General features: G+C 74.3%; 17 protein-coding genes and 1 pseudogene. 10 read left to right on the top strand and 8 right to left on the bottom strand.

Annotated elements, in window-relative coordinates; all coding sequences use genetic code 11:
* The first annotated feature begins 32 nt into the window (after positions 1–32).
* Positions 33–1,280, top strand: a complete 1,248-nt coding sequence (locus ACRYM6_RS08320; protein ID WP_432542383.1) for an FAD-dependent oxidoreductase — start codon at positions 33–35, stop codon at positions 1,278–1,280.
* Here ACRYM6_RS08320 and ACRYM6_RS08315 read toward each other — a convergent pair.
* A complete protein-coding gene (locus tag ACRYM6_RS08315; RefSeq protein WP_432542382.1) occupies positions 1,273–2,454 on the bottom strand; it encodes an ROK family transcriptional regulator in 1,182 nt (393 codons plus the stop codon). The genes ACRYM6_RS08320 and ACRYM6_RS08315 overlap by 8 nt on opposite strands.
* A 219-nt stretch (positions 2,455–2,673) precedes the next feature.
* Between ACRYM6_RS08315 and ACRYM6_RS08310 the strand changes: the two genes are divergently transcribed.
* The 5 genes from ACRYM6_RS08310 to ACRYM6_RS08290 are packed head-to-tail and all read left to right on the top strand — an operon-like array spanning position 2,674 to position 8,660.
* Positions 2,674–3,975 (top strand): extracellular solute-binding protein, encoded by a 1,302-nt coding sequence (locus ACRYM6_RS08310; RefSeq protein WP_432542381.1) that lies wholly within the window; start codon positions 2,674–2,676, stop codon positions 3,973–3,975.
* 47 nt (positions 3,976–4,022) lie between these two features.
* Entirely contained in the window at positions 4,023–4,985 is a 963-nt protein-coding gene (locus ACRYM6_RS08305) for a carbohydrate ABC transporter permease (protein ID WP_432542380.1), read from the top strand.
* The gene (locus ACRYM6_RS08300; RefSeq protein WP_432542379.1) at positions 4,985–5,887 is read left to right on the top strand and encodes a carbohydrate ABC transporter permease; all 903 of its coding nucleotides are present in this window, start codon (positions 4,985–4,987) and stop codon (positions 5,885–5,887) included. The genes ACRYM6_RS08305 and ACRYM6_RS08300 overlap by 1 nt, the downstream gene beginning before the upstream one ends.
* A gap of 32 nt (positions 5,888–5,919) precedes the next feature.
* Positions 5,920–7,713, top strand: coding sequence for a family 20 glycosylhydrolase (locus tag ACRYM6_RS08295; RefSeq protein WP_432542378.1), 1,794 nt, complete (start codon positions 5,920–5,922; stop codon positions 7,711–7,713).
* Between the two features lie 44 nt (positions 7,714–7,757).
* On the top strand, positions 7,758–8,660 hold the full coding sequence (locus ACRYM6_RS08290; protein WP_432542377.1) for an ROK family protein: 903 nt from the start codon (positions 7,758–7,760) through the stop codon (positions 8,658–8,660).
* Here ACRYM6_RS08290 and ACRYM6_RS08285 read toward each other — a convergent pair.
* The 3 genes from ACRYM6_RS08285 to ACRYM6_RS08275 all read right to left on the bottom strand — a co-directional run bounded on the left by ACRYM6_RS08285 (position 8,651) and on the right by ACRYM6_RS08275 (position 12,474).
* The gene (locus tag ACRYM6_RS08285) at positions 8,651–10,375 is read right to left on the bottom strand and encodes a cell wall-binding repeat-containing protein (protein ID WP_432542376.1); all 1,725 of its coding nucleotides are present in this window, start codon (positions 10,373–10,375) and stop codon (positions 8,651–8,653) included. The genes ACRYM6_RS08290 and ACRYM6_RS08285 overlap by 10 nt on opposite strands.
* 34 nt (positions 10,376–10,409) lie before the next feature.
* Positions 10,410–11,234, bottom strand: coding sequence for a peptidase (locus tag ACRYM6_RS08280; protein WP_432542375.1), 825 nt, complete (start codon positions 11,232–11,234; stop codon positions 10,410–10,412).
* A 130-nt stretch (positions 11,235–11,364) separates the two neighbouring features.
* Positions 11,365–12,474: a glycosyltransferase family 4 protein gene (locus ACRYM6_RS08275; protein ID WP_432542374.1), complete on the bottom strand. Its 1,110-nt coding sequence runs from the start codon at positions 12,472–12,474 to the stop codon at positions 11,365–11,367.
* 151 nt (positions 12,475–12,625) lie between these two features.
* On the opposite strand from ACRYM6_RS08275, the gene ACRYM6_RS08270 reads away from it, so the two are divergent.
* Positions 12,626–13,930 carry a glycoside hydrolase family 125 protein gene (locus ACRYM6_RS08270; RefSeq protein WP_432542373.1) on the top strand — a complete coding sequence of 435 codons (1,305 nt, stop codon included), beginning with the start codon at positions 12,626–12,628 and terminating at the stop codon, positions 13,928–13,930.
* Here ACRYM6_RS08270 and ACRYM6_RS08265 read toward each other — a convergent pair.
* Both ACRYM6_RS08265 and ACRYM6_RS08260 read right to left on the bottom strand, forming a co-directional pair.
* The gene (locus tag ACRYM6_RS08265) at positions 13,899–14,351 is read right to left on the bottom strand and encodes a MarR family winged helix-turn-helix transcriptional regulator (RefSeq protein WP_432542372.1); all 453 of its coding nucleotides are present in this window, start codon (positions 14,349–14,351) and stop codon (positions 13,899–13,901) included. The genes ACRYM6_RS08270 and ACRYM6_RS08265 overlap by 32 nt on opposite strands.
* Before the next feature lie 73 nt (positions 14,352–14,424).
* Positions 14,425–15,447 carry an ornithine cyclodeaminase gene (locus ACRYM6_RS08260; RefSeq protein WP_432542371.1) on the bottom strand — a complete coding sequence of 341 codons (1,023 nt, stop codon included), beginning with the start codon at positions 15,445–15,447 and terminating at the stop codon, positions 14,425–14,427.
* A 114-nt stretch (positions 15,448–15,561) separates the two neighbouring features.
* Here ACRYM6_RS08260 and ACRYM6_RS08255 point away from each other — a divergent pair, with 114 nt between their 5' ends.
* Positions 15,562–15,990 carry an Lrp/AsnC family transcriptional regulator gene (locus tag ACRYM6_RS08255; RefSeq protein ID WP_432542370.1) on the top strand — a complete coding sequence of 143 codons (429 nt, stop codon included), beginning with the start codon at positions 15,562–15,564 and terminating at the stop codon, positions 15,988–15,990.
* Between the two features lie 18 nt (positions 15,991–16,008).
* On the opposite strand, the gene ACRYM6_RS08250 is transcribed toward ACRYM6_RS08255, so the two are convergent.
* On the bottom strand, positions 16,009–16,284 hold the full coding sequence (locus tag ACRYM6_RS08250; RefSeq protein WP_432513769.1) for a WXG100 family type VII secretion target: 276 nt from the start codon (positions 16,282–16,284) through the stop codon (positions 16,009–16,011).
* 124 nt (positions 16,285–16,408) lie between these two features.
* Between ACRYM6_RS08250 and ACRYM6_RS08245 the strand changes: the two are divergent.
* Both ACRYM6_RS08245 and ACRYM6_RS08240 read left to right on the top strand, forming a co-directional pair.
* Positions 16,409–17,137, top strand: a pseudogene (locus ACRYM6_RS08245) (LacI family DNA-binding transcriptional regulator); the annotation flags it as partial.
* A 245-nt stretch (positions 17,138–17,382) separates the two neighbouring features.
* Positions 17,383–17,523 (top strand): hypothetical protein, encoded by a 141-nt coding sequence (locus tag ACRYM6_RS08240; RefSeq protein ID WP_432542369.1) that lies wholly within the window; start codon positions 17,383–17,385, stop codon positions 17,521–17,523.
* Here the strand turns inward: ACRYM6_RS08240 and treS are convergent.
* Entirely contained in the window at positions 17,501–19,822 is a 2,322-nt protein-coding gene (gene treS, locus ACRYM6_RS08235; protein ID WP_432542368.1) for a maltose alpha-D-glucosyltransferase, read from the bottom strand. The genes ACRYM6_RS08240 and treS overlap by 23 nt on opposite strands.
* Positions 19,823–19,909: the final 87 nt, after the last annotated feature.

The following is a 19,909-nucleotide window of genomic DNA, read 5'->3' as shown; positions in this document are numbered from 1 at the left end:
GGCCGGGGCCCGCCCGGGGTCACGATGAGCGGGTGGACACCCCGCGCACCACCTGCGCCGTCGTCGGCGGCGGCCCGGCCGGCCTGGTCCTGGCCCTGCTGCTGGCCCGGGCCGGGGTGGCGGTGACCGTCCTGGAGAAGCACGCGGACTTCCTGCGCGACTTCCGCGGGGACACCGTGCACCCCTCGACCCTCACCGCGCTGGACGACCTGGGCCTGTTCGCGCGGTTCGACGCGCTGCCGCACTCGCGGGTGCGGCGGGTGGCGCTGCCGGACGGGGCGGGCGGCACCGCCGTCCTGGCCGACTTCGGGCGGCTGCGCGTCCGGCACCCGTACATCGCGATGGTGCCGCAGTGGGACCTGCTGGACCTGCTGGCCGGGCAGGGCGCGCGGGAACCGTCGTTCACGCTGCGGCGCGAGCACGAGGTGACCGGCCTGCTGCGCTCGGGCGGGCGCGTGCGCGGGGTGGAGTTCACCTCCCCCGCCGGTCCGGGCCGCCTCGAGGCCGACCTGGTGGTCGCCTGCGACGGCCGCGGGTCGGTCGTGCGCCGGGCCGCGGGCCTGCGGCCGCGCACCTTCGCCGTGGGTTTCGACGTGTGGTGGTTCCGGGTCCCGACCCGCGGGCCGGTCCCGGAGGCGCTGGTGCCGCGGGTCGGGCGGGGCGGGGCGCTCATCCCGATCCCGCGCGAGGGGTACGTGCAGGTCGCCTACCTGGGGCCCAAGGGCACCGACGCGGAGCTGCGCCGGCGCGGGCTGGAGGACCTGCGGGAACGGGTGGCGGGGTTGCTGCCGGAGCTGGCCGGGGAGCTGGACGGGCTGCGGTCGCTGGACGACGTGCGGGTCCTCGACGTCCGCCTGGACCGGCTGCGGCGCTGGTGGGCCCCGGGGGTCCTGTGCCTCGGCGACGCCGCGCACGCGATGTCCCCCGTGGGCGGGGTGGGGGTCAACCTGGCCGTGCAGGACGCGATCGCCGCCGCCCGCCTGCTGGCCGGGCCGCTGCGGGCGGGGGTGTTCGGCGGTGCGTCCCCGCACCGGCTTCCGCACCGCCTGCTGGCCCGGGTCCAGCGGCGCCGGCGGTCGCCCACCGTCGTCGTGCAGGGCGTGCAGCGGGTCCTGCACCGCCGTGTCGTCGCGCCCGCCCTCGACGGGCGCGGCGGTGCGGTCCCCGCCGGTGCGCTGCGCCTCCTGCGCCGGTTCCCGGTGCTGTCGGCGGTGCCCGCGGCGTTCATCGGGCTCGGCCCGCGCCCCGAGCGCGTCCCGGGGTGGGCGCGGGTCAGCTGAAGCCGAACTCCCCCGCGAGCACGAGGGCGGCGGCGCCCTGGAGCACGCCGTCCTCGCCGCGCTCGCCCATCCGGACCCGCACCGAGGGGCCGCTGGTCGGCAGCAGGGTCCCCTCGACGGTCGCCGCGGCCGCCTCGAGCAGGGGGCCGTCGAGCAGGTCGGCGGGGCCGATGAGCAGCACCTCCTCCAGGTCGAGGGCGGCGACGACGGGGGCGAGCACCGCTCCCAGGCGCCGGCCGGCGTCCCGCAGCGCCGCGCGGCGGCGGGCGGGCGAGCGGCCCTCCAGGGTCCGCGCCAGGTAGGTGGGGGCGACGATGGTCTCCAGGCAGCCGCGCCGGCCGCACTGGCACTCCTCGCCGCGCGGGTCGACCGTGAGGTGGCCGATCTCGCCCGCGGCGAGGCGGTGCCCGCGCACGAGGTGCCCGTCCAGGACGATCCCGGCCCCGACCCCCTGGCCGACGGCGACGGCCATGAACCCCGACGAGGACGCCTCGCCGTAGGTGAACTCGGCCAGCGCCGCCGCGTCGCCGTCGTTGGCGACGTGCACCCCCAGCCCGAGCGCCTCGGACAGCCGCTGCCCCAGCGGGAGGTCCTTCCAGGCCAGCCGGACCGACTCCACGATGCCGCCGGTGGCGTCGACGATGCCGGGGGTCCCGATCCCGACGCCCACGACCCGTCCGGGCGCGTCGGCGATCGTGCTGCGGCACAGGTCTTCCAGCGCGGTGAGCGCCTCCTCGCCGCGCAGGCCGGAGAAGTCGGCCGTCTGCTCGCTGACGACGGCGCCGGTGAGGTCCAGCAGCGCGACGCGGGCCGACGGCAGCCGCTGCAGGTCGACGGCGACGATGTGGTGCTCGGAGGTCCGCAGGCCGACCATCATGGCGGGCTTGCCGACCCGTCCCTCCGGGCGCAGCCCCAGCTCGGCCACCAGCTCGTCGGCGAGGAGGTCGGCGACGATCTCCGAGACCGTCACCCGGGTCAGCCCGGTGGCGCGGGCCAGGTCGGCCCGCGAGACCGGTCCCTCGTGGAAGAGCAGCCCGAGCACGACCGCGCGGTTGTGGGCCCGGGCCTGGGAGGGCAGGACCTTCGCGCTCGGCCGCAGCGCCCGGGTCGAGGTGCGCCACGGCGTCGGGTGCGGCCGCGGGCCGCGGACGGCGGGGGCGGTGGGGACGGTCACCTCATTAGTTTCCCCCACTGACGAATGGGTGGGCAAGCCCCCTTCCCCTGGATGGGCAGGGAGGGTTACATTCTCGTTAAGCAGGTGTCCTAACACTTGTCACCCGCACGTCGAGGCGCTGAGACTCAAGGCCGAGTCGAGAGCGTCCCGCACCGGAACGCCCGCACCTCCCACCCAGCCGCACCCCGACCCGCACCCTTGACCGAAAGGCTGCCGACCATGAACCTCACCCGGCGATCCCTGCTCGCCAGCGCCTCCGGCGCCGCCCTCGTCGGCGGCCTCAGCGCCTGCGGGGGCGACTCCTCCGGCAGCAGCGGCGGCAGCGGGGGCGGCGGTGCGGGCGAGCGCAAGGACCTGAAGATCTGGTTCATGGAGGACTCCATCCCCGAGGAGACCCGCGACTGGCTCAAGACCACGTTCGAGAGCCAGAACGAGGGCGCCACCCTCACCGTCGAGGTGCAGCAGTGGGACGGCATCGTCTCCAAGCTCCAGACCAGCCTGGCCAGCGAGGACGAGAGCCCCGACGTCGTCGAGTTCGGCAACACCCAGGTCGCGCTGTTCTCCTCCGTCGGGGCCCTGCTCGACATCTCCGACCAGGAGGAGGCCCTCGGCGGGAGCGACCTCATCCAGAGCTTCATCGACGCCGGCTCCTGGGAGGGCAAGCTCTACGCCACCCCGCTCTACGCCGGGGCCCGCGTCTACTACTACCGCAAGGACCTGTTCGCCGCCGCCGGCATCGCCGTCCCCACCAGCCTCGACGAGCTCGTCGCCGCCGCGAAGGCCCTCGACGCGGCCAACCCCGAGGGCACGCCGGAGTTCTCCGGCATCTACATGCCCGGCGCCGACCCGCACACCAACGAGGGCTGGCTGTTCACCCACGGCGGCCAGTACGCCGAGCAGGACGGCGACACGTGGAAGGGCACCCTGTCGACCCCGGAGTCGCAGGCGGCCCTGACCCAGGTGCAGGACCTCATGCTCACCGCCACCAAGTACGCGCTGGACTCCAACGACAACGTGCAGGCCGCCCACCAGCTGTTCAACCAGGGCAAGCTCGGCATCTACAGCGCGCTCAACGTGGCCGCCGCGAAGATCGACCAGGCCATGTGGGACGCCGACAAGGTGGGCGTCATGGCGCTGCCCGGCCTCACCCCCGGCAGCATCGGCAACACCTTCTCCGGCGGGTCGAGCATCGGGATCTCCGCCAACAACCACAACCTGGAGCTGTCGCAGGCCCTGCTGAAGCTCATCTACTCCGACGAGTTCATGACCGACATGGCCGCCGTCGGCGGCTGGATCCCGGGCCGCACCTCGTTCACGTCGGCCCTGGAGGGCCCGACGGGCTCCATCGCCCAGGAGATCATCGAGAACTCCGTCCTCACCCCGAACTCCCCGCAGTGGGGCGTGCTGGACGGCAACAACGTCCCGCGCGACTTCTGGACCCGCATCGCCCGCGGTGAGGACGTCAAGGCCGTGGCCGCCGAGCTGGACACCACGATCGCCGACGCGCTCAACCAGGCCTGACCCCGACCGCCGGCCAGCACCCGAAGACCGCAGGAGGAGAAGACGTGGTGTCCGAGCAGCTCACGACCGCACCGCCGGGAGTCGCCGCGGCGTCCCCACCGGCCCGGCCCCGCCGCCGCCGGGGTTCGCTCGCCGCGCCCTACCTCCTGCTGGTCCTGCCGGTGGGGCTGGTGTGCCTGGCCCTGGGTTACCCGCTGGTCCGGCAGTTCATCATGTCCTTCCAGGAGTTCGGGCTGGCCCAGCAGTTCGGCCGGCCCCCCGAGTGGGTCGGCCTGGCCAACTACCGCGAGGTGCTGGGCGACCCGTACTTCTGGGTCGTCACCGCCCGGTCGGTCGCCTTCTGCGCGGTCAGCGCCGGCCTCACCATGGTCATCGGCGTCGCCTTCGCGCTGCTGCTGCAGAAGGTGACCCCGCTGTTCCGGGTCGCCCTGCAGATCACCCTGGTGCTGGCCTGGGCGATGCCGCCGATCTCCGCCCTGACCTCCTACATCTGGCTCACCGAACCGCGCTACGGCTTCGTCAACTGGTTCCTCACCTCGATCGGCCTGGACGCCTTCGAGAACTTCTCCTGGCTGGCCGGCAACCAGTGGACGTTCTTCGCGATCGCGGCCACCACCGTGATCTGGACCTCGGTCCCGCTCGTCACGATGATGACCTACGCCGCCCTCAACCAGGTCGACGAGGAGGTCGTCGAGGCCTCCCAGCTCGACGGGGCCGGCTGGGCCGCACGGCTGCGCCACGTCGTGCTGCCGATGATCCGCCCGGTGATCCTGCTCGTCACGATGCTGGAGATCATCTGGGACCTGAAGGTGTTCACCCAGATCAACGTCCTGCAGGGCGTCGCCGGGAACAACCGGGCCACGAACCTGCTGGGCACCTACGTCTACGAGGTCGGCATCGGCGGCGGCCAGTACGGCATCGCGTCGGCGCTGGCGACCGTCATGCTGCTGCTGGTGCTGCTGCTGACCTGGCGGTACATGCGGACGCTCATGAAGCAGGGAGACCTCTGATGGCCACCACCGCCGCCACCGGCAGCACGACCGGCTCCACCGGGACCCCGCTGTTCGACACCCGCACCCGCTCGGCGAAGAACCGGCGGCGACCGGTGTGGAACGCCGTGGCCCTCGTCCTCGCCCTCGTCTGGGTCTTCCCGATCTACTGGATGGTCAACTCCGCGCTCATGCCGGAGGACCGGCTGCGGTCCAGCCCCCCGCTGCTGGCCCCGGTGGAGCCGACCTTCCGCGCCTTCGGTCAGGTCCTGACCTCCGATGCGTTCTGGACGTCCATGGGCTTCAGCCTCGCCGCCTCGCTGCTGTCGGTCGCCGTGTGCGTCGTGGCGGCCCTGTTCGGCGCCGTCGCGCTGAGCCGGTTCTCCTTCATCGGCCGCCGCGGCGTGCTCATCGCGGTGCTCATCGTGCAGATGATCCCGGCCGAGGCGCTGTTCATCTCCCAGTACCGGATGCTCGACGGCTGGGGCCTGCTGAACTCCGTCGCCGGGCTGTCGCTGCTCTACATGGGCATGATCGTCCCGTTCACCGTCTGGATGCTCAAGGGCTTCGTCGACGGGGTGCCGGTCGAGCTGGAGGAGGCGGCCACGGTCGACGGCTGCTCCCGCTTCACGGCCTTCTTCCGCGTCACCCTGCCGCTGCTGGGCCCCGGCCTGGTCGCCACCGGCGTGTTCGGCTTCCTGGTGGCCTGGAACGAGTACACGCTCGCGTTCGTCGTCCTCGCCTCCGGTGACCGCATGACCCTGCCGGTCTGGCTCCAGACGTTCTCCTCCAACCTGCAGGAGACCGACTGGGCCGGTGTCATGGCCGGATCCACCCTCATCGCCGTCCCCGTCCTCGTCGTCTTCGTCCTCGTGCAGAACGCCATGACCAAGGGCATGGTCGCCGGCGCCGTCAAGGGCTGAAACCCCCCTCCCCCACGATCAGGAGCACCCTCGTGCCTGTCACCCCGTTCCCCCGCCCGAAGTCGATGACGACGACGACCGGCAGCGGGCCCGCCCCCGACGCCCCCGTGCGCGTCGTGCTCGACGCCTCGGTCCCGCCCCAGGGCTACCGGCTCCAGACGTCCGCGGAGGGCACCACCGTCACCCACTCCGACGCCGCCGGCCTGCGCTACGGGCTGGCGACGCTGGACCAGCTGCGCGCCGACCGCGACTTCGCCACCACCAGCTACGACGTGAGCGACCACCCGGACTTCCCCGTCCGCGGGTTCATGCTCGACATCAGCCGCGACCGCGTCCCGACCCGCCGCACGCTGGCCCGCTGGGTCGAGGTCCTCGAACTGGCCCGGATCAACTCCTTCGAGCTGTACACCGAGCACACGTTCGCGTTCACCGGGGAGCAGGCCGTCTGGCAGGACGCCTCCCCGCTGACCGCCGACGACCTGCGCTGGCTCGACGGCCTGTGCGCCTCCCGCGGGATCGAGCTGGTCTGCAACCAGAACACCCTCGGGCACATGGAGCGCTTCCTCAAGCACCCCGAGCACGCCAAGCGCGCCGAGAACGAGGACGGGTTCTCGATGCGCGGCCAGCACCGGCCCCCGAGCACCGTGGAACCCACCCCGGAGAACGCGGCGTTCGTGCAGGGCCTGCTGGAGGACGTCGTCCCCCACTTCCGCACCAAGCGCGTCAACATCGGCGCCGACGAACCGTGGGAGCTCGGCACCGGCAAGAGCGCCCAGCGCGCCGAGGAGGTCGGGCTCGGCACCGTCTACTTCGAGTACGTCACCTCGATCATGCAGCCGTGGCTGGACCGCGGCTACACCGTGGAGTTCTGGGCCGACGTCTTCGGCGACCACCCCGAGCTGATGGACAAGGTGCCCGCCGGGGCCGTCCCCGTCGTGTGGCAGTACGACTCCCCCGCCCTGCTCGCCGAGGTCGTCGACGCCGCCTCCCCCGGGCAGGTGCAGGAGTGGCGCTCCCTCGGCGTCGACGTCACCGCGCTGCGCGACGGCTTCCGCGACCGCGCCAAGCTGCTGCTCGGCGCCGGCGTCCCGTTCTGGGTGGCCCCCGGCGCCAGCAACTGGAACTCCCTGCTGGGCCGGTGGGACAACGCCGTCGCGAACATGGTCGACGCCGCCGAGGTCGGCCTGGAGAACTCCGCGCAGGGCTACCTGAACACCTCCTGGGGCGACCACGGCCACTGGGACCCGCCCGTCGTCGCCTTCGGCCCCGCCCTCTTCGGCGGGGCGGTGTCCTGGTCGCTGGAGGACAACCGCGACGTCGACATCGCCGCGGTGCTCTCCCAGCGGCTCCTGCTGGACCCCACGGGCGTCACCGGCGACGTGCTGGTCCGGGCCGGGCAGGTGTGCCAGCAGCTCGGCACCCCGCTGCTGAACGCCTCCCCGCTGTGCCTGGTGCTGCGCGAGCCGGACCAGCTCAAGCCGTGGGCCGTGCCCGCCCCGCAGGCGCTGGCCGCGGTCGGGGAGTCGCTGCGGTCCTGCCTGGCCGACCTGCGCACCGCCGAGCCCGCGGCCGCCGACGGGGACGTCGTGGTGCGCGAGCTGACCCAGGCGCTGCGGCTGAGCGAACTGGCCGTGCGGGTGCTGCAGGCCCGCACCGAGGACGGCTCCTTCGCGGCCGGTGCCGCGCCCGGTCTGCTGACCGAGCTCGACGGGCTGCTGGAGGAGCAGCGCGCCTGCTGGCTGCTGCGCTCGCGCCCGGGCGGGCTCGCCGACAGCCTCGCCGAGTTCGGCCAGCTGCGGCACGCCCTGCTGCGCGCGGCGAGCTGACCGTGACCGTGCTCACGGGACTCGGTCTCACGCAGGTCGCGACCGTGCGCATCGGTCTGGACATCGGCGGCACGAAGATCGACGGGGTCGCCCTCGGGGCGGGGAACCAGGTGCTGGCCACCGGCCGGCGCCTGACCCCCGCCGGGGTCCAGAACGTCGTGACGACCGCCTCGGAGGTGGTGGCCGGGCTCCTGGAGGAGATCGGCGACCCGGCGCTGCTGGACGGCATCGGGATCGGCGTGCCCGGTCTGGTGGACCCCGCCGACGGCACCGTCCGCAGCGCCGTGAACCTGGGCTTCGGGCCCGAACCGGTCGACCTGGCCGGGCTCGTCAGCGTCGCCGTGGGCGGTGTCCCCGTCGTCGTGGAGAACGACGTCAACGTCGCCGCCCTGGGCGCGTACTCGCTGCTGGCGCCCGACGGCGACCTCGCCCTGCTGTCGCTGGGCACCGGGCTGGCCGCCGGGCTCGTGGTCGGCGGGGAACTCGTGCGCGGGTCCCGCTCGGCGGCCGGGGAGATCGGCCACCTGGCCCTCGACCCGGCCGGTCACCTGTGCAACTGCGGTCAGCGCGGGTGCCTGGAGACCGTGGCGGCGGGCTCGGCCCTCCAGCGGGACTGGCCGCACGGCGACGAGGGGCGCTCGGCCGACCACTTGTTCGCCGCGGCCGCCGCCGGGGACCGGGCCGCGGGGGCGGTGCTGGCCCGCTGGGCCGGCGGGGTCGCCCTGGCCGTGCGCACCCTGGCGCTGACGTTCGACCCGGCCGTCATCGTCCTCGCCGGCGGGGTCGCCGGGGTCGGGCAGCCCCTGCTGGACGCGGTCGCCGCGACGCTGCGGGAGCAGGCCCGCGGGTCGGTGTTCCTGCGCGGGCTGGCGCTGGAGGAGCGGCTGCGGCTGCTGCCGGCCGGGCGGCCGGTGGCCGCGATCGGGGCGGCGACCGCTCAGCCGTAGACCCGGTGCACCCCGCCGACCCGCTCGTCGGCCACCCACTGCCCGACCCGCAGGGCCGCCGTGAACGCGGCGGCGGTCGACTCCTGCGAGGAGACGAAGACCTCGTCACCGGCCACCGGCAGCGGGAACCACAGCGGGGCGCTGCCGCCGGTGTCCAGGACGTCGAGCCAGAACCCGGTCGCGTCGAACCGCACCACGGTCCCCTGGACGATCCGGTTGTCCAGGCTGAACCGGGACCCGTCGGACGCCGCGACGACGGTGTCCCCGGTGCTCAGGTCGGCGGAGAAGCCCGCCCGGTCGGCCGGTCGCCCGTCGACGGTGAACGTCGCCGTCGGCGCGACGTCGGCCGGCCCGACGCGACGCAGGACCAGGCCGGTGCGGGGTTCGACGAAGGCGAACTCCCCGGGGCCGGTGAGGTGGGCGAACGCGGTCGTCCAGTCCTGCGGTCGGGTGGTCAGCAGCTCGTCATCGGCGACGCTGAGGTCGGCCGAGCGGCCCCGTTTCACGACGCGGTCCCCCACCCGGGCGGCGGCCACGAACTCCGCGCGGCTCACCCGGCGGCCGTCGATCGCGAACCGGTCCCGCGGCTGCTGCCACTGCGCGACACCCTGGTAGGAGACGGCGCCGGTGGCGACGTCCACGCCGGTGACGGCGGCGACGAGACCGGGCCGGGCCCCGCCGAGGCCCCGTGCGCGCACCGCCAGGGCCTGCGGGACGCTGCGCTCGCTGCCGAGGACGACGCCGTTGCGCAGCAGGTCCGCCACCGCGGCGAGGTGCTCCTCGGTGCCGGTCCCGAGGCCGCCGGTCCCGTCCGTCAGCAGCAGCGGCGCGCCGAGGCGACCGGCCCACACCCCGCCGACGAGGGCGTCGACGGAGTACCCGTTGGCCAGCGCGACGGCCGTGGCGTTCCGCACGAACGACCCGCGGCCGTCGTGCTGGCGGGCCAGCAGCGTCGCCGTCGCCGTCCGGTCGGCGCCGGCGACCCGGATGATCCGCCGCTGCCCCGGCAGGACCGCGCGGACCTGCGCCACGACGTCCTCGGAGATCGCGCCCCCCAGGACGTAGACGGTGTACGGCTGCGCGTCCGCCAGCAGCTGCGCCACCTCCGCGGGCAGCTGCCCGGCGGGGGTCAGCAGGACGGGGCGGTGCCCGTCGAAGGAGTACGGTCCCGCGGCGAGCGCGTCGGCGGCGACCTGTCCCGCCGGCACGTCGCCGCGGGCCAGGAACACCGTGGACGGCGCGTCCTCGCCGAACTCGGCGATCCGCGCGGAGGTGTCGTAGCGGTCGCGCCCGGCGACCCGGTCCCGGACGGTCAGCCCCGCGTCGGCGAACTGCCGCAGGGCGCCGGGGCCCACGCTCACCTCGTCGCCGAGCACGAGGAGTTCCCGCACCCCCAGGTCGCGGGCCGCGGCGAGCGTGGCGGCCGGCACCGTGTCGCGGTCGGTGAGCAGGACGGGGGCGTCCTCCAGCCCGGCGAGGTAGGTGCCGGTGAGCGCGTCGACGGTGCGCCAGCCGTTGGCGACGACCGCGACGTCCGAACCGTCGGGGAACGCGTCCCGGGCGGTGATCGCGGCGGTCTCGAAGCGGTCGGCGCCGCCGAGCCGGAACATCGGCTCGTCGGGCGCGAAACCCGGTCCGGCCGCCGCCGGGGCCGCGAGGGCCACCGACAGCAGGGGGACGGCGAGCAGGGCGCGGAACGCGCGACGCAGGGGCACGGGGAACCAGCGTAGGTTCCCCGTGCTCCCCCTGTCAGCGGATGCCGAGGGTGAGCTGCTGGGACCCGGTGTGGACGTCGTCGGCGAGGTCGACGCGGTACAGACCCGACGCCGGCAGGGTGATGGTGACGTCGGACTGGTTGCGGCTGTGCGTGGTGTGCAGCGGGGTGCCGTCGGGGGCGATCAGCGTGAACGTCCCCGTGGAGGAACCGTCCAGCTGGATCCGGGCGCGCTGGCCGGCCTTGGCGGAGAACGTGTACGCCGCGCGGTCCTGCGGTCCGACCGTCGCGGTCACCGTGGCGCTGGTGCGCCCGGGGGCGAAGTCGATCTTCGTGGCCTCGGCCACCACCGGCAGGTTCCCGTGGACCCCACCACCGTTGCCCGTGGCGGGCTTGGCGGGCTTGGCGGGCTTGCCGGTGGCGGGGATGGACAGGTCCAGCCGGTAGCTGGAGGGCCGGGTGGAGACGATGTCGACGTAGTACCGCCCGCTCTCGGGCAGCCGGTACGTGAAGTCCGACTGGCGCGGGCTGTGCGCGTCGTGCACCGCCGGGCCCGAGGGACCGACCAGCGTCCAGGTCTGGGCGCTGGTGGAACGGGCCAGGTGGATGTGGGCGGTCTGCCCGGCCTTGGCGTCGAAGACGTACCGGTCGTCCTCCCCCGGCCCGACCTTCCCGCTGACCGAGGCGGAGGTCGCACCCTTGGCGAAGTGGATGACGGTCTGCGCCGGGACGCCGTTCGCGCCCGAGCCGGTGCCGGTGCCGGTGACCGGGCCGGCCGCGGCGGCGACCCCGGCCCCGCCGAGCAGGGCGGCGGCGGTCAGGACACCGGCGGTGAGGACCTTGGAGTGCTGGGAGTTCATGGTGCTCGTGCCTCTCGGACCAGGACGGTGGTTCGGGCCCGCTGACTGCGGTCCCGGCTCCGTCGGTGGGAGGACGCGACGGGGGACGCGGTTGTTACACCTCCCCCGCCGGGGGCGGACGGCAGTCCTCTCAGGCGGCGATCGCCCGGTAGTTCGCCAGCAGGTCCTGCCCCACCGAGTGCCAGTCGCGACCGGCGACGGAGGCGCGGGCACGGCCGGCCAGGGCGGCGCGGGCGGCGCCGTCGTCGCGGAAACCCTCCACGGCCTCCCGCAGCCCCCGCCGGTCGCCGGGGGTGAAGAACACCCCGTTCACGCCGGGGTCGACGATGTCGAGCAGTCCCCCCGCGGCGGGAGCCACGACGGGGACGCCGCTGGCCAGGGCCTCCTGGGCGGTCTGGCAGAACGTCTCGTGCCGGCCGGTGTGCACGAACACGTCGAGCGAGGCGAACACCCGGGACAGTTCCCGGCCGCCCACCATCCCGAGGAACCGCGCGCCGGGCAGGACCCGGCGCAGGTGCGCGCGCTGCGGGCCGTGGCCGGCGACGACGAGGCGGACCCCGGGCACGGCGTGCACCGACCGCAGCAGGTCGAGTTCCTTCTCCTTCGCCAGCCGTCCCACGTACCCGACGAGGAGTTCGCCGCGCGGGGCGAACCGTCGGTGCAGGTCGTCGTCGCGGAAGCGCGGGTGGAACCGCTCGACGTCGACGCCGCGGGGCCAGCGCGAGACGTCGGGGAAACCGTGCGCGACGAGTTCGGCGCAGGCGTGCCGGCTCGGGGCGAGGGTGCGGGCGGCCATCTCGTGGACGCGCCGCAGCCAGCCCCACACCGCCTGCGACGCGCCGTGCCAGCCGTACCGCCGGGCGTAGCCGGGCAGGTCGGTCTGGTAGACCGCGACCGCGGGGACGCCCGCCCGCTGGGCCAGGGTGGCGGCCTGCGCGCCGAGGACGGCGGGGGCGGCGAGGTGGACGACGTCGGGGCGGAAGTCGTGCAGGGCCTGGGCGAGGCGGAACCCGGGGACCGCGACCCGCTGCTCGGCGTAGCCCGGCAGCGGGGCGGAGGGGATGCGGACGACGCGGACGGGGCCGCCGGTGGAGGGGGCGTGGTGGGACGGGCCGGGGCCGGGGGCGACGACGAGCGCCTGGTGCCCCTGCGCCCGCAGGTGGTCGACGACCTTCAGGACGGAGCCGGTCACCCCGTTGACCTGAGGCAGGAAGGACTCGGTGACGATCGCTACTCGCACGGCCCCCAGGGTGGGGGGCGGGTGGGGGCCGCGGCAGGTCCCGCCGGGGGGAGACCGGCTGAACGCCGCGCGAACTCCCCGGGTCGGCCCGGTCCGGGGCGGATCGCGCGATCGCCTGAGATCGTTCCCAGACAGCCTCTACAGTGGCGCCGTGGACGAACTGCTGCCGACGGCGCTGGTGGACGACCTGACCGACCGGGTGACCCGGCGGGCGGGTGAGCGGGTGGGTGCGGTCTTCGCGCGCGCCCTGCGCGAGACCGTGGAGCGCACCCCCACCGTCCGCCCCGACGGCACCGTCTTCGTCGTCACCGGCGACATCCCGGCCATGTGGCTGCGCGACTCGACCGCGCAGTGGCAGACCTACCTGCTGCTGCTGGACCGGGCGCCCGCCCTGGTCGACGTCATCGCCGGCGTCCTGCGCACCCAGTTCGCCGCGATCCGGCACGACCCGTACGCCAACGCCTTCAACGACGGCCCCACCGGCCGCTGCCACGAACCGGGCGACTCCAGCGACGACCCGTGGCTGTGGGAGCGCAAGTACGAGGTGGACTCGCTGGCCTTCCCGGTGCTGCTGGCCCACCGGCTGCGCCGCGCCAGCGGCCGCGACGACCTGCTCGGGCCGGACGCGCACCCCGCGATGCGCGCGGTCGTCGACCTGTGGCGGCTGGAGCAGGACCACGAGAAGCGCTCCCCCTACCGCTTCGTGCGGCCCACGGACCTGCGCAGCGAGACCCTGGACCGCGACGGGCTGGGCACGCCGGTGGCCCGCACCGGCATGACGTGGTCCGGCTTCCGCCCCAGCGACGACGCGTGCGAGTACGGGTACAACGTCCCGGCGAACCTGTTCGCCGCGCGCGCCCTGGACCACGTGGCGACCTTCGCGCGGGAGGTCTTCGCCGACCCCGCCCTGGCGCGGGACGCCGAGGACCTGGCCGGGCAGCTGCGGGCCGGCGTCGCCGCGCACGGGGTCGTGGACCACCCCGACCACGGCCGGGTCTGGGCCTACGAGGTCGACGGACTGGGCCACCACCTGCTGGCCGACGACGCGAACGTGCCGAGCCTGCTGTCGCTGCCGCTGCTGGGGGCGTGCGCCGCGGACGACCCGCTCTACGTGGCGACGCGCGCGCTGGTGCTCTCGGACGCCAACCCGTGGTTCCACCGGGGCACGGCGGCGACCGGCATCGGCAGCCCGCACACCCCGGACCGCTACGTGTGGCCGATCGCGCTGTGCGTGCAGGCCCTGACGAGCGGGTCGCCGGAGGAGGCCGTGCGCACGCTGCGGCTGGTGGCCGACTGCGACGACGGCACCGGCCGCGTGCACGAGGGCTTCCACGTCGACGACCCCTCGCGGTGGACGCGGGAGTGGTTCTCCTGGGCCGACTCGACGTTCTGCGAGCTGGCCCTGTCGCTGCTGGGCCTGCGGGTCACCGACCTCGACCGGTCGCCGCGTCGATGACCTGCGTCAGCCCGTCCCGCAGCCGTTCGAGCTCGGCGACGTCCACGCCGAGCGCCTCGACGACGCGGCCGGGCACCTCCAGCGCCCGCTCCCGCAGGGCCCAGCCGGCGTCGGTGAGGGTCACCGCCAGCGTCCGCTGGTCCTCCGGCAGCCGCCGGCGCTCCAGCAGCCCGCCCGCCTCCAGGCGCTTGAGCAGCGGGGACAGGGTCGGCGGGTCGAGCTGGAGGGTCTCGCTCAGCTCGCGCACCGACATCGGCTCCCGGCCCCACAGGGCGAGCATCACGAGGTACTGCGGGTGGGTCAGGCCCAGCGGCTCCAGGACCGGCCGGTAGACGGACAGGACGGTGCGGGCCGCCACCACGAGGGCGAAGCAGACCTGCCGCTCGAGGGCGAGCGGGTCGGTGGTCTGCTCGGTCGTCATCCCCCCAGGTTACCCGTTCGTGCGCGAACGGTTCGCGCACCACTGGCACCCGGTCGCACCGGGTCGCACCGGGTCACACCGGGAGGGGGGCTCCGAGCATCCCGAAGAGGTCCTTGGGGTCCTCCGGGGTGGCGACGAGGTCGACGTCCTCGACGAACGGCGTGCCGCGGACGGCGTCGCGGGCGTGCACCAGGACGCAGAAGTCCTCGATCGCGAACCCCACCGAGTCGAAGACCGTCGTGCGGGTGGGGGACGTCCGGCCCGGCCGCTCCCCGCGCACCACCCGCCACAGCTCGGTGACGGGGAAGTCGGCCGGGCGCTGCTGGACCTCCCCCTCCACGCGCGTCTGCGGGGCGTGCTCCACCACGACGTCGGCGTGGTCGAGGATCCGCGGGTCGAGCTCGGTCTTGCCCGGGCAGTCGCCGCCGATGGCGTTGACGTGCGCCCCGGGCGTCAGGTCCTCCAGGTGCAGGACCGTGGCGTTCTGCTTGTCGGCCGTGCACGTCGTCACCAGCCCCGCCCCGCGCACGGCCTCGGCCACCGAGGCGCAGACCTCGACCTCGAACCCCAGCGGGGCCAGGTTGCGCACGAACTTCTCGACCGCCCGCGGGTCGACGTCGACGACGCGCAGCCGGCGCACGCCGAGCTGGGACCGCATCGCCAGGGCCTGGAACTCCGCCTGCGACCCGGTGCCCACCATCGCCATGACGTCGACCCCCGGCGGGGCCAGCCAGCGGGCGGCCAGGGCGGACGTGGCGGCCGTGCGCAGCGCCGTCAGCAGCGTCATCTCCGCCAGGAACGTCGGGTACCCGGTGCGGACGTCGGCCAGCACGCCGAACGCCGCGACGGTCGGCAACCCGTGGGCGGGGTTGCCCGGGTGGCCGTTGACGTACTTGAACGCGTACTGGTCGCCGTCGGTGGTGGGCATCAGCTCGATGACGCCGACGTCGCTGTGCGCGGCCAGCCGCGGGGTCCGCTCGAACTCCGGCCAGCGGCGGACGTCGCGCTCCAGCGCGTCGACGAGCCCGGCCAGGACGGTCTCGGGGCCGGTGGCCGTCACCCACCGGGCTGCGTTGCGCACGCTCAAGAACTGCATGCGCCGAGGCTAGGAACGGCCCGTGGGCCCGGACAACCTCCGAACCGGGCGATCCGCGGCCCACGATCGCCCGGATCGGGCACGGCGACCGAGCACATCGCCTAGATTCCGGTCATGGCCGACCTCGACGACCTGGACCGCCGGCTGCTGGCCGCGCTGCGCACCGACGCGCGCGAACCCGCCGCCTCGCTGGCCCGCCGCCTCGGCGTGACCCGGGCCACGGTGACGCACCGGATCGCCCGGCTCCAGGCGAACGGCACGATCCTGGGTTTCACCGCGCGGGTGCGCGAGGGGGCCGAGGGCGAGGTCCGGGCCGTGTCGTTCATCGAGCTGGAGGGCCGGGCGACCGACCGGGTGATCCAGCGGTTGCGCGGCCTGCCGGAGGTCGTGTCGCTGCACACGACCAACGGCGGGTGGGACCTGGTGGCGGAGATCCGCACGACGTCCCTGGCCGACTTCGACCGGACGCTGGGGCGCATCCGGTCGGTCGACGGCGTCGTGAACTCCGAGACGAGCCTGCTGCTGTCGTCGGTGCTCATGTGACCCCCGCCGCCGGCCACGTCAGATGCGGTCGCCCTCGCCGGTCGCGGCGGCGATGTTGTTGTGGTTGCTCTGCACGTCGCGCGCGGCGTCGAGCAGGGCCAGGTTCAGCTTGTCGAGGTTCTGCTTGTACTCCTGCCACGCCGTGCGGAACTGCTCGGAGTAGGTGCCGGTCCAGACCGCGGAGTTCACCCCCGACTCGACGGTGCTCTTGATGTCCAGGGCCTCCTGCGCCTTCTGGTTGAAGGTGCGGTGCAGGCTGGCGAGGGTGGACAGTTCAGCGCCGACGGTTGCCACGGCGGTTCTCCTTCGGGTCGGGGACGTTCGGGACGACGGTAGGGCCGGCCCGGCGGCCCGGGCGCCGGATCGGGGGACCACCACCCGCCTGCCACGCGCATCCGGGTGACCGTGGGAACATCCGGTGGTGAGACGCAAGTTCAGCGTGCGGGACATCGCCGTCCAGGCGGGGCTGTCCGAGGCGACCGTCGACCGGGTGCTCCACGAGCGGCCCGGGGTGCGGGCCGCGACGGTCGAGCAGGTGCGGCGCGCGGTCGAGGACCTCGAGCGGCAGCGGTCCCAGGTGCGGCTCACGGGGCGGACGGTGATGTTCGACGTCGTCATGGCGGCGCCGCGGCGCTTCGCCGACGCCGTGCGGCAGGCCCTGGAGGTCGAACTGCCCGCGCTGCACCCGGCCACCGTCCGCGCGCGGTTCCACACCTCCTCCGGCGCCGGGGGCGACTGGGTGGCCGCCGAGCTCGCGCGGGTCCTGCGGACGGGGTCCAACGGCGTCGTGCTCCAGTCCCCGGACCTGCCGGTGGTCCGCGAGGCCGTCCACGCGCTGGCGCAGGCCCGCATCCCGGTGGTGACCCTGGCCAGCGACCTGCCCGGCAGCAGCCGGCGCGGGTACGTCGGCGCCGACAACCGCGGCGCCGGGGCGACGGCGGCGTACCTGCTGACCCAGTGGGTGCCGGACCCGGCCGAGACGGTCCTGGTGGTGCGCAGCCTCCAGCCGCAGGACTCCGAGCGGGAGCGGTGGCGGGGTTTCGAGGCGGCCCTGGCGCAGCTGGAGGGGTCGGTCCGGCCGGTGGTCGACGTCGTCGACGACGACCGCGACCCGGTCGTCCTGGAGGACGCCGTGGTGGGGGTGCTCGGCGGGCGCCCCGAGCTGCGGGCCGTGTACTCGATGTGCGCCGGGGCCGGCGGCAACGCGGCGGGGGGGGGGGGGGGGGGGGGGGCGGGGGGGTGGGGGGGTGGTGGGGGGGGGGGGGGGGGGGGGGGGGGGGGGGGGGGGGGGGGGGGGGGGGGGCGGGGGGGCCCCCCCGGCCGGTCGCCTTCGTCGCGCACGACCTGGACGGGGAGAACGCCGACCTGCTGCGGCACGGCGAGCTGTCCGCCGTGCTGCACCACGACCTGCGCAGCGACTGCCGGCACGCGTGTCGGATGCTCCTGCAGGCCCCCTACACGCGCTCCGAGCTCGTCGGGACGGCGTCCCCCATCCAGATCGTCACGCCGTTCAACGTCCCTCTGGACGCCTGATCTCCTCCTCGGGGCCCTTCTCGCAGAGCAGGAGCGACATCCCGGCGTAGGGCGCCAGCCAGACCCCGAAGCTCTTCAGGTCGTCGACCCAGCCGATCTCGGAGCCGGTGGACAGGTCGACGACGGGGACCCGCGGGGTGAAGAACTCCGACCGCACCGACCCCTCGATGGTCTCGGCCCCGAAGTTCAGGACGGTGACCTGCAGGGCGGGCCGGCCGGCGTGGTCGGCGGGGTCCAGCTCGTGGACCATCACCAGCATGCTCGGGTGCGCGACGGGCGGGATGTCGATCTGCCGGGCCGTGGCGATGCGGTGGTCGCGGCGGACCTCGAGGATCTCCCGCAGCCGGTGCGCGAAGGAGTTCTCGTCCGCGAGCTGCTCGGGCACCGTCCCGTACAGCGACCGGCCGACGGGCATGCCGGAGGCGGACGTCGTGGCCTCGGGCGCGACGCCCATGAGGTCGTGCCCGGCGCGCTCGATCCACCGGGTGTCCCCGGAGCTGAGCAGGGGTTTCACGCTCTCGACCGGCAGCGGGAGCATGCCGAGCAGGTCCCAGCCGGACATCGCGAACACCCCGGGCTGCCAGGCGTTGAACATCGCCATGAGCAGGTGGGCCCGCTTGATCTGCTCCACGTCCTCCTCGCCGAGCTCGTCGAGGTCGCGGTGCCCCCGGCTGGCGGCGATGACGCTGGCGCTCGTGCAGGCGATCCCGTTGGTGGTGAAGACGAGGTTGTAGGGGCCGTTCTCCCCCGTCAGCTTCTCGACGAGGTCGGCGCGGATCCGCTCGGCCAGCGCCCCGCCCGTGATCTTGGCGCCGTGGTACTCGTACTCGTCCTCGGCGTGCCGGGTGGCCCAGTGCACGAGCTCGTAGGTGAGCTCGTCGTGGTTCTGCAGGGCGTGCACCAGGGAGGCGGGGTCGACGCCGAGCGCGAGGGCCTCGCGCAGGCACAGGCGCAGGAACTCGGTGTCCCCCGTCGCGACGGCGTGCTGGCACCCGGGCCGGGTGATGAAGTCGTAGGACAGGTCCGCGCCCACCTCGGAGGTGTCGCGGATGTCCTCGATGGTGAGGTTCAGCTCCTGGAACGTGAACCCGCCGACCTTGCGGACCATCCCGGCGATGAGGTGGTTGGCGGCCTCCGACAGGGGGTGCCCCTCGGACCAGGCCGGGCCCTCGACGCTCTTCTCGACGCCGAGGAAACCGTTGGCGTCCAGCCGCAGCGCGCTGGTGCCGAGGTCGCCCAGGGAGTGCAGCGCGTCGCCGATGACGAGCTTCATCCCGGCGAAGGAGGGGTCGAGCCAGTTCACCGACGGCTGCCCCTGCTTGAAGTAGTGCAGGTAGACCCAGCGGCGGGTCACGCCGTCGACGCCCTCGACGGCGCGGGTCGCCGACCAGTTCGTCTCCTTGATGCCGGGGGCGTAGAAGATGACGCGCTGCAGCTGCCCGATGATGAAGCCGAGTTCGGACAGGGCCGCCTCGGAGGTCGCGTCGAGGTTGGCCGCGTCGTGGCCCGGGGGGACCTCCGGCAGCAGGTCCCAGTGCTCGGCCGGGATCTCCACCATGTGGTAGATCCCGGGGTAGTCCTGGAACGCCATCTCGGCGAGCCGGAAGTCGGCGCCCTTGCCGGTGTGGCCGGGGACGATGTCGTCGATGACGCTGCCGTCGTGGGCGGCCGCGACCTCGCACAGGTGCCGGAACTCCCCCTCGGTGCCGAACATGGGGTCGATCTCGGTGGAGATGCGGTCGAAGTGGCCGTCGACGCTGGGGGTCTGCCGCCAGCCGTCGAGGCCGCCGGCGGCCTTGACCGGGCCGGTGTGGACGGCGTCGATGCCGATGCGCTGGAACGCCTCCCACAGCTCGGGGTCGCCCAGGGACCCGAGGAAGGACCGTCCCGGCCGGGTCACCAGCGAGATGGGGTACGCGGTGAACCAGACGGCCGCCGTGTCGACCGCGCGCCGGGGGTCGGGCTTGGCGTAGGGGTTCTGCCACATGATCGACTGGCCGGAGAACTGCCGGCTGATCTTGTGCGCGTCGGCCAGCATGGACTGGGCCAGGAGCCACCGGACGTACTCCGGGTTCGACCCGTCGGCCGCCCCCTCCCCCGCGGAGGGCCGCGGCGGGGCGTCGGTGCCGCGCAGGCGGGCCTGCGGGCGCGGGCGCCGCAACGACCGCGGCCTGGCGGGGTATCGCTGCTCGTCGTACGTGATCTCGCTCGGCTCGTGCTCGATCAGTTCGGCGATCTCAGCGGTCACGTCGGTCTCGTCCACGGACCTCACCCCACCACAGACCGGCCCGCTTCTCATCCGGAGACGATCAGCCGTCCGCGCGGCGCCCACCACGATGGTACTGGTAACGGTTCTCAGTCGTGTTACGGTACGCCTCGTTCACAG

It is taken from the genome of Kineococcus rugosus (assembly GCF_050871975.1).
Taxonomy (GTDB): domain Bacteria; phylum Actinomycetota; class Actinomycetes; order Actinomycetales; family Kineococcaceae; genus Kineococcus.
Note: the sequence above shows the minus strand (reverse complement) of the source record. Positions and strands in the feature narration are given on the sequence as shown.